We start from the raw sequence: 8,901 nt of genomic DNA on the forward strand, positions 1-8,901 counted from the left end.
GGACTCAACTTCGGTGCTTTGAGTACCCAGACCGCAGCGTTTGCGCTTTGCGGGACTACTTAGTGCGTACTTAGTGGAGTCACACTGATTGACGCAGCAGGACACTATGCGTACTTAGGGAGCTTCGAATTGACAAGGTGTGGATTCCGGCGAGTCGAAATGACCGAGACTCGCACTCCTTTCCTCGGCGGAAGCAAGTGATGGGTATGCAGCTGCGACCGATTCAACAGCACCGTGCGCGGCGGGTTCTTCGGCGGTGGACGAGCGGGCTCATTGCTGCAGCCCTCGTTGCCGGCGGCGTCATTGCGATGCAAGCAGGCCTGCCCGTCGAGCGTGCTGAAGCTGCTGAGCTCGACGCTCCCCAGCTCTACAAGATGCAGGGCTTCTACGACCGCATCGACGACGATGTCGACGAACTACGCGCGGATCTGGTACTCAAGGTGCCGACCGGGTTTGTGAACCCAGAGACCGGCGCCCTCCAAAGCGTTGACGGGAAGCAGCTTCGGATTGGGTATGACTATAGCCCCAGCTCGGTCCGCAACATGAACTACCGGAACACCCTTGTCGGCGCGGCCGGCGCTACTGCCTGGGCGAACAACCGCGACGAGTACTTCACCATTCACAGCGTGATTCACTCAGGAAAGAACGACTTCCTCGTGATCTCGATCGAGGGCGATATGGATATCCCCAACAGGGTCGACGCGAACAACTCTGTCGGCGGCAACAAGACCCCGATGAACTGGTACTTCAGCTACAGCGCAACGGGAGGAACCGGCTGGATCTCCTCGGCGCTGACGGTTGAATCGATCCCGTACTACGCGTACTACGGCGGCATGACAGCGTCTGTGAAGACCGGACCGCAAATCAAACTGCAGTGGGACGGCATCTACAGCCTGTGGAGCGGAGACCAGGCGAACTGGGGTCAGGTGTTGGACTTTGGCCTCAACGGCCACGCTCCCGGGGTATTCCCCACGAACTCCTTTGCGGTCGACATGGTCAACCACGCGATGGGTACAGCTACAAGGGGGCCCGCAGGCTCGGTGAGCGACTCGTACTGGTACGCCTGGGTGCACGAGGACAACACGATCGTCGACACCATCACCCCCTCGCCGATCCACGTCACCGGGTATCCGCCAAGCAAATCCCGAAACACCGCCACGAACCGCGTGTCGAAGAACATGGTGCAGGGCACGGCGCCCACGCTCGCGTGGACCCTCGACCAGGCAGCTCAGGGCTTGACTGACCGAGTGAGCCCGCAGGGCGCCATCGATTTCAACGGCGCCGGAGGCAACGGCTACTACCGCTTGCTCGTCTGGCCTGAGTCACGGAACCCGGAAACGGTGACTGTGGACAACGGTTCACCCGTGATCTCTTACACGGCAGCCGATCTGTTTGACGCAAGCGGCTCGTTGACTCAACTGGGAATCGACCAGTCCTGGATTCCGGCCTCCGCCTACTACGGGTACCACATCGACCTTCCGGAGGCGCCTGAGATTACCGTCCCGGCCCACGGCTCGCACACCAACGCGAACACTGCAGTCGAGCTTTCTGGGACGGGAACACCCGGGAAGACGATCACCCTCAAGCTTGCACAGGGACGGACGATTACCAATACGAACGACCCGTCGTTGACCACCATCGTGGATGGGGATCACGAGGGGGTGCACGCGGGCGACGTAGTGGTACAGCCGGATGGAACATGGAATTACACCTACAGGCCTTCCGCGCCGCTCACCGACGGCGAGTACACCGTCGTTGCCCTTCAGACTGACCAGACGCCGGGAAACTATCACCTGACGAGTCCTCCTTCGAACCCGAACGACCCAGCCGATCCCACATCGTGGGGCGTCACGTTCACCATGGATACGGTGGCACCGGCAGCGCCGACGATGCTCTGCCTGGCTTCGCCGACCGAGGACACTACGCCAACGATTTCGGGTGGGAACGCGGAAGCGAATGCAACGGTCCACGTTTCCGAAGCCGAGGAACGCATGGGCGAGGGCATTGTGACCGGGGCGAACTGGAGCTACACCGTCGATCCTGCGCTGAAGAACGGTACCTATTCGTTCACCGCAACGCAGGTCGACCGCGCCGGAAACGAGTCTCCTCGGAGTGCTCCGGCCTGCGAGCTGCGTGTCGCAGTACCCGTCGATGCGCTCGGGCAGAAAGTCGTTGCCGAGATCGCCAACCCCGTGCCAGAGCTCCCCAGCGCCGACGCGGCCAACTGGGAAGTCACCCTGTCTGACGGCACCGAAACGGTGACGATGAGCCCTGACGAGCCACGTAAGTTGAAGCGCGACACGACCTACACCATTGGCGAACGACTACGCACTGAGCCAGCACCCGAGACAATCGCGTCTCAGTACACACAGCTCGGCGGGCTTGCCTGTGTTGACGCCAAGGGCGAGGACCTGCCGACGGGTGTGCTGAACCCTGAAGCTCAGACGTTGAACATTGCCTCCGACCTCGAGATCGCGGAACCGATCTCCTGCTCGGTCACCAACCAGTCGGCGCACGTATCGTTGCTGACACAACGGCTTGGCGGCCAGACGTCGCAGCCAGCCGAAGGGTGGGCACTCTCGGGGAGCTCCGCGGGAGCGGCAGACATCTCGTTGGGCACAGACACACCGCAGTCGCTTGCGAGCCCCGGCTCGTACCAGCTGCAGGCGACTGCACCGACAGGCCTTTCCGTGGTCGGGGTGCAGGCACTCGATTTGGCCCGGCCGGAGTGCGCCTTCGATGCAGGTGAGGCCGCTGGAGTGCCGTCTGAGTGCTGGGTTGATGTCGCGAAGGATGCCAGCGGCGAGGCCGCAATTCCGCAGGGCAAACACAGCGTCTTTCGCATCGTGGCTGCTGCTCCGGCAGACATCCCGCCCCTGCCGCTCACCGGTGGCCTTGGCACGTGGGTGTTCACGGCTGGCAGCGCCGCAGCCCTAGCCTTCGCCGCAGCGACAATGCTCCGGCGCAGAATCCTGGCGAACCGTATCGCCACATCAAGACTCGAGAGCGGCCAATGATTGCCGGGCTGGCGTTAGCCCAGCGACCACAAGCTCTCTCGCTCCCGAAGGAACCCCTCCGGGACAACCCAACCTCCGGAATTGCCGCGGAACGGGCAGCAATCTGCGAAGGACGAAAGGACCAAAAGTGAACGCAACAACTTCCACCTGGAAGAGAGTCGGATCAGGAATCGGTGTCGCCGCGCTCGCGCTCGGCGCGGTAGCTTTCTCCGCCAGCCCAGCGCTTGCGGCCCCGGGCGAGGGCGGTACCGGCACCGTCACCGTGCACAAGTTCGAGCAGCCAGCTGGTGACCTCGGCGCGAACGACGGCACAGAACTCGAGACATCGGGCGCAACTCCGCTTGTCGCAGGCTTTGCTGCCTGCGCTATCGAGGGTATCGATCTCGGAAAGTCTGCGGACTGGGACCGCCTGAGTAACATCACCATTACTCCGGTCGAGGGCGACATCCCCGTCGTGGAGGAGGCCGGCAAGGGCGAATTGACGCTCAAGTGCGGCGCCGAGCAGATGACGTCGAGCACCGACGGCTCGGCCGCTTTCGAGCTTGACGCCGATCGTGCCTATGTCGTCTACGAGAGCACCCCGGCCGCGAATGCGATTGCGGCAGCCCAGCCCACGCTGATTACCGTGCCATACCCGGGCAATGGTGCTGCCGGTCAGCCGGTCTGGAACTACCAGCCGCACATTTACCCGAAGAACACCGTGGTCGGCTCGGGTGCGACCAAAGACGGTGTGGTCATCGGTAACCAGGTGAGCTTCGACATCACCGTACCGGTGAACCCGCTCGCGAAGGGCGATAATTACTCAGAACTGCGCGTCAACGACCAGTTGAAGGGCTTCCTCGAGTACACCTCGGGAAGTGTCGTGCTTGAGGGCAAGGACGGCGCCCCCGTAACGCTTGACAAGGGCACTGACTACACGCTCACCGAGCCGACCGGAGCGAACGGCGTCGAGGTCGTGCTGAACTTCCTCACCCCTGGCCTCGCGAAGCTTGACGCGAACATCGGCGGCAAGATCGTGCTCACGATCAACGCGGACGCTGTCGGAACCGGCAGCACCGAGAACGAGGCAACGATCACCATCAACGGTGCGAGCACCGATCCGGGTACCGGCCCGCAGACGCCGGACCCAGAGGAGTTCTTCGCTGGCGCGTACATCCAGAAGCTCGCCAAGAACAAGGGTGCCGCGAGCACGGAAGCGCTTGCGGGCGCAACGTTCTCGATCGTGACGCTTGACTCAGGCGCGACCGAGTGCCCCGCGGTGATCGACCCTGATGAAACCGTCGTGTTCGCGGATCAGGTGTCTGCCGCTGACGGAAAGACCCCTTCGCAGGTTGCGGCCGCCGGCAAGTACTGTGTCTACGAGACCGGTGTTCCTGCTGGTTACAAGGGACTGTCGGGTGGCATGCTGCTTGAGGTGACCGGCGAGGACTCGTCTGTCGACGTGGTCAACACCCAGATCGGTGCAGACGAAGGCGACCTGCCGAGCCTGCCGCTCACCGGTGCAGCTGGCAGCGTGCTGCTCGTTGCCGGTGGTGCACTGCTCCTGGTCGTCGGTGCGGTTCTTGTGAACGCTCGCCGCAAGCAGAACCAGGCAAACTAACCCGATGACGATGAGCCAGTCGGATCGTCGTAGCTGGCGGTTCGGCTGGCTCAGCGTCGGTAGCGCGCTCTTCTTGCTTGCCGGGCTGAGCCTGTTGATCTACCCCACCGCCGCAGCATGGATATCGCAGAAGAATCAGTCCAACATCGTTTTTGACCAGACCATCGCAAACGCGCAGAAGGCGCAGGCCGAGATCGACGAAGCCTTTGCAGACGCGGCTGAGTACAACCGGATGCTCACCTCCGGGGCGATTCTCAGTTCGGGCGCGAACGTTGCCGAGGGTGCCGGCGCCGGTGAGAGTAGTGCGCTTGACTACTGGAAGATGCTCCGCGGAGACCCCACCGGCACACTTGCACGGCTCCGAGTTCCGGCGATCGACCTTGATCTGCCGGTGTACCACGGCACCAGTGAAGCGACGCTCCTCAAAGGCATCGGGCACCTGCAGGGTACGTCGCTGCCGATCGGTGGGGAGGGAACTCGATCGGTCATCACAGGTCACCGGGGGCTCGCAAATGCCACCATGTTCTCCAACCTCGATCGGGTCAAGAAGGGCGACCTGTTCAGCGTTGAGGTGCTTGGCCGCGTGCTGACCTATCAGGTCACCGAGATTCAGGTTGTTGACCCGGACGAGACCGAAGAGATTCGCGCGGTTCCCGGGCAGGATCTCATGACGCTCGTTACCTGCACACCGCTCGGCATCAACTCACACCGAATCCTCCTCACAGGAAAGCGCGTCGATCCGACCCCGCAGGGCGAGATCGACGGAATGAACGCTCGGCCAGAGGTTCCCGGTTTTCCCTGGTGGGCAGTGATCTACTCGGCGGGAGTGTTGGGTATCGGCACCTGGTACTGGCGCTCTGGCTACGCGCGCCGCGCGTAGCGCACGGCGAGGTAGAGTCCGAGCGCGAGGCTCACGATGCCGAGCGGAATGTGCATTGCCGTGCTGAGGCACAGCTGGCCGAGGGTGAACTGCACGAGTTTGTGGCCGAGCAGCATCAGCGACAGGCGGGGTGATCCGCGAGCCGCCGAGCGCAACGATTGAGGTCGTGACGACGCCGACTGCGGCGACCGGGAGGACTCCGCTCCGCGAGAATGCGAGAACCGTGCGAGTGGACGCGTAGAATGGATCCCTACGCCTAGACAACGGAGGAACCCGCCCAAATGAGCGAGCAGACTGCGCCGAATCCCGCCACTGAAGAAGTTCAGAGCGAAGAGGAAATTTTCGAGCAGAAGCGCATCCGCCTCGAGAAGCGGGAGCGGCTGAACGCCGCGGGTGGACTTGGCGGCGGCGCGTACCCCGTTGCTGTGCCTGTCACCACCACCATTCCCGCTGTTCGCGCTAAGTGGGGCAACCTCGAGCAGACGCCTGACTCGCAGTCGGGCGAGATCGTCGGTGTCGCCGGCCGCATCGTGTTCCAACGCAACACGGGCAAGCTGTGCTTCGCCTCGATTCAGGCAGGCGACGGCACCCGGATCCAGGCGATGCTCTCGCTCGCTGAGGTTGGCGAGGAGTCTCTCGCCGAGTACAAGGAGCTCACCGATCTTGGTGACCACCTGTTCGTGAGCGGCGAGGTCATCTCGAGCCGCCGCGGCGAGCTCTCGATCATGGTCAAGGAGTGGCAGGTTGCTGCGAAGGCGATCGCCCCGCTCCCGAACCTGCACACCGAGCTCAACGAGGAGACGCGGGTGCGCCAGCGCTACCTCGATCTCATCACCCGCGAGCAGGCCCGGACGAATGCGGTGACGCGCGCCCGCACGATGGCGAGCCTCCGCGACACCTTTGCGAAGCACGACTTCCTCGAGGTCGAGACCCCCATGCTGCAGACCATGCACGGTGGTGCCTCGGCGCGCCCATTCATTACCCCACTCGAACGCGTTCGACATGGAGTTGTACCTTCGCATCGCGCCGGAGCTGTTCCTGAAGCGCGCCGCGGTCGGTGGCCTCGAGCGCGTGTTCGAGATCAACCGCAACTTCCGCAACGAGGGTGCCGACTCGACGCACAGCCCCGAGTTCGCGATGCTTGAGTCGTACCAGGCATACACCGACTACAACGGCATCGCCGATCTCACGCAGGAGCTCGTGCAGAATGCGGCGCTCGCCGCAAACGTTGGCACCGAGCGCGAGGGGTCGCACACCGTGAAGTGGGCCGACGGCACCCTGTTCGACCTTGGCGGCGAGTGGAACCGCATCTCGATGTACGATTCGCTGTCGGAAGCAGCTGGCCGTCAGATCACCCCGGAGACAAGCGTTGCGGATCTGCAGGCGATCGCCGACGCAGAGGGCGTCGAGGTGAAGCTTGCGAACCACGGAAAGCTTGTCGAGGAGCTGTGGGAGCACTTCGTTATCGACTCGCTCACCACGCCGACGTTCGTCATGGACTTCCCCGTCGAGACGAGTCCGCTGACCCGGCACCACCGTTCGATCCCCGGCGTCGTGGAGAAGTGGGACCTCTACATTCGCGGTTTCGAGCTTGCGACTGGCTACTCCGAGCTCATCGACCCCGTCGTGCAGCGCGAGCGCTTTGTACAGCAGGCAGCAGAGGGCGCGCGCGGCGACGTCGAGGCGATGAAGGTCGACGAAGAGTTCCTCCGCGCGCTCGAGCACGCCATGCCTCCCACCGGCGGTATGGGCATGGGTATGGACCGGTTGCTGATGGCCCTCACCGGGCTGGGTATCCGCGAAACCATCCTGTTCCCGCTCGTCAAGTAGCGTCGAAAATGGTCTCGTAGTGGGTCGGTCGCGCACGCGACCGACCCACTTTTTTGGGGGTGGGGGAGAACTGGCTGAACGCCCAGGAAACCCTCGGGAGTAGGCGGGTAAGGTTGGCAATTATGGATAACTGGTGGATGAATGCAGTCTGGTCGCTCACGCCGACCGTGCTCATCGGGATTTTCTTCTGGATGGTCATGAGGCTGATTCTCCGGGCGGATCGCACTGAGCGCCGTATCTACCGCGAGATCGAGGATCAGGAGCGCGAACGGGCGGGTCTGCCCGCCCGCGAGGACTAGCCCCGAGCTTTTTCGCTACAGTTAATGCAGGCGCGGTACTCCGCGTCGCTTATGCATTTCCAGGGAGAGGGCTCGTATGGAATTCTTCTCTGGCTGGAATTGGGCCTACATCGGCGCAGCTGTCGCGCTCATCATCGACAACGCGATCCGCATCGTCGCCCTGTTTGTCGTGCCCCGCAACCGCCGCCCAACGTCGGGTATGGCGTGGCTCCTCGCGATCTTCCTGCTCCCGGTCCCCGGCCTCATCGTCTTCCTCATCATCGGGAGCAACCGCCTCCCTGCCGACAGAGAAGAAAAGCAGGAGGCGATCAACCGGCTAGTCTCCGGCCTCGCTGAACGCGAGGATCAGGGCCTCGTCTCCGACATTGACGCGATGTCGCCTGCGCTCGAGAGCGCCGTGCGCCTCGGACGAACGCTCGGCGCACAGCCAATGCTGCGCGGCAACCTCGCGTCTATGACGATCGACTATGAGCTCTCCTTCCGGCAAATCGCTGACGCGATTGACCAGGCGGAAGACTACGTGCACGTGCAGTTCTACATTCTCGTTCACGACGACACGACGGACGTCGTCTTTGCTGCAATGCGCAGGGCGATTGGCCGCGGCGTAAAAGTTCGTGTGATGCTCGACCACGTATCCGCCGTACGCAACCCCGGCCGACGCCGCACGGCGAAGAGCCTGGAAGAGATGGGGGCGGAGTGGACGTATATGCTTCCGGTGCGCCCGTGGCGCGGTGAATACCAGCGGCCCGACCTGCGCAACCACAGGAAGCTCGTTGTGGTCGATGGCAAAGTCGGCTTCACCGGCTCACAAAACCTTGTCGATTCGAGCTACAACAAGCGCGGCAACATTCGCAGGGGACTGCACTGGCGCGACATCATGGTGCGGGTGCAGGGGCCGATCGTGCTCGGGCTTGAGGCCGTGTTCCAGGCTGACTGGTACCTCGAAACCGACAGCTACCTCGAGCAGCTCGACCTCGACACCGTACACACGGAGTTCCCCGGGGAACTCGACTGCCAGATTGTGCCGAGTGGTCCCGGGTACGCGTCGGAGAATAACCTGCAGGTCTTCGTCTCGCTGCTCTACGCTGCCCGGCACCGCATCAGCATCACGAGCCCATACTTTGTGCCTGACGGCTCGATCATGAACGCCCTGCGGGCGGCCACGGCACGCGGCGTGGAGGTTGAGCTCTTCGTGTCAGAGATCGGTGACCAGGCGCTCGTCTACCACGCCCAACGCTCGTACTACGAGGAGCTCCTCACTGCCGGCGTGCGGAT

6 protein-coding genes and 1 pseudogene are annotated in these 8,901 nt (G+C 63.1%); 6 read left to right on the plus strand and 1 reads right to left on the minus strand.

Going from position 1 to position 8,901, the window contains the following annotated elements; genetic code table 11:
* Window positions 1-200: 200 nt before the first annotated feature.
* From SD72_RS13450 to SD72_RS13460, 3 genes are all read left to right on the plus strand, one after another.
* Window positions 201-3,017 (plus strand): Ig-like domain-containing protein, encoded by a 2,817-nt coding sequence (locus SD72_RS13450; RefSeq protein ID WP_042544977.1) that lies wholly within the window; start codon window positions 201-203, stop codon window positions 3,015-3,017.
* 127 nt (window positions 3,018-3,144) lie between these two features.
* A complete protein-coding gene (locus SD72_RS13455) occupies window positions 3,145-4,617 on the plus strand; it encodes a SpaH/EbpB family LPXTG-anchored major pilin (protein ID WP_042544978.1) in 1,473 nt (490 codons plus the stop codon).
* Between the two features lie 4 nt (window positions 4,618-4,621).
* Window positions 4,622-5,497 (plus strand): class C sortase, encoded by an 876-nt coding sequence (locus SD72_RS13460; protein WP_042544979.1) that lies wholly within the window; start codon window positions 4,622-4,624, stop codon window positions 5,495-5,497.
* Here SD72_RS13460 and SD72_RS18520 read toward each other — a convergent pair.
* Window positions 5,479-5,613: a hypothetical protein gene (locus SD72_RS18520; RefSeq protein ID WP_269745591.1), complete on the minus strand. Its 135-nt coding sequence runs from the start codon at window positions 5,611-5,613 to the stop codon at window positions 5,479-5,481. The two genes, SD72_RS13460 and SD72_RS18520, sit on opposite strands and share 19 nt — an antisense overlap.
* A 165-nt stretch (window positions 5,614-5,778) precedes the next feature.
* Here SD72_RS18520 and lysS point away from each other — a divergent pair.
* From lysS to SD72_RS13470, 3 genes and pseudogenes are all read left to right on the plus strand, one after another.
* Window positions 5,779-7,327 (plus strand): annotated as a pseudogene (gene lysS / locus SD72_RS13465) (lysine--tRNA ligase).
* 122 nt (window positions 7,328-7,449) lie between these two features.
* Complete coding sequence (locus tag SD72_RS18035; protein WP_198141974.1) at window positions 7,450-7,626, plus strand: hypothetical protein; 177 nt, start codon at window positions 7,450-7,452, stop codon at window positions 7,624-7,626.
* A gap of 76 nt (window positions 7,627-7,702) precedes the next feature.
* Window positions 7,703-8,901 (plus strand): phospholipase D-like domain-containing protein (locus tag SD72_RS13470; protein WP_042544980.1); only part of this gene is annotated, 1,199 nt, incomplete at its 3' end.

The organism is Leucobacter komagatae (genome assembly GCF_000834055.1).
GTDB lineage: Bacteria > Actinomycetota > Actinomycetes > Actinomycetales > Microbacteriaceae > Leucobacter > Leucobacter komagatae_A.

Coding starts and splice junctions, on each gene's coding strand:
- SD72_RS13460 (WP_042544979.1), top strand. CDS start 4,622: ATGACGATGAGCCAGTCGGATCGTCGTAGCTGGCGGTTCGGCTGGCTC.
- SD72_RS18520 (WP_269745591.1), bottom strand. CDS start 5,613: ATGCTGCTCGGCCACAAACTCGTGCAGTTCACCCTCGGCCAGCTGTGC.
- SD72_RS13450 (WP_042544977.1), top strand. CDS start 201: ATGGGTATGCAGCTGCGACCGATTCAACAGCACCGTGCGCGGCGGGTT.
- SD72_RS18035 (WP_198141974.1), top strand. CDS start 7,450: ATGGATAACTGGTGGATGAATGCAGTCTGGTCGCTCACGCCGACCGTG.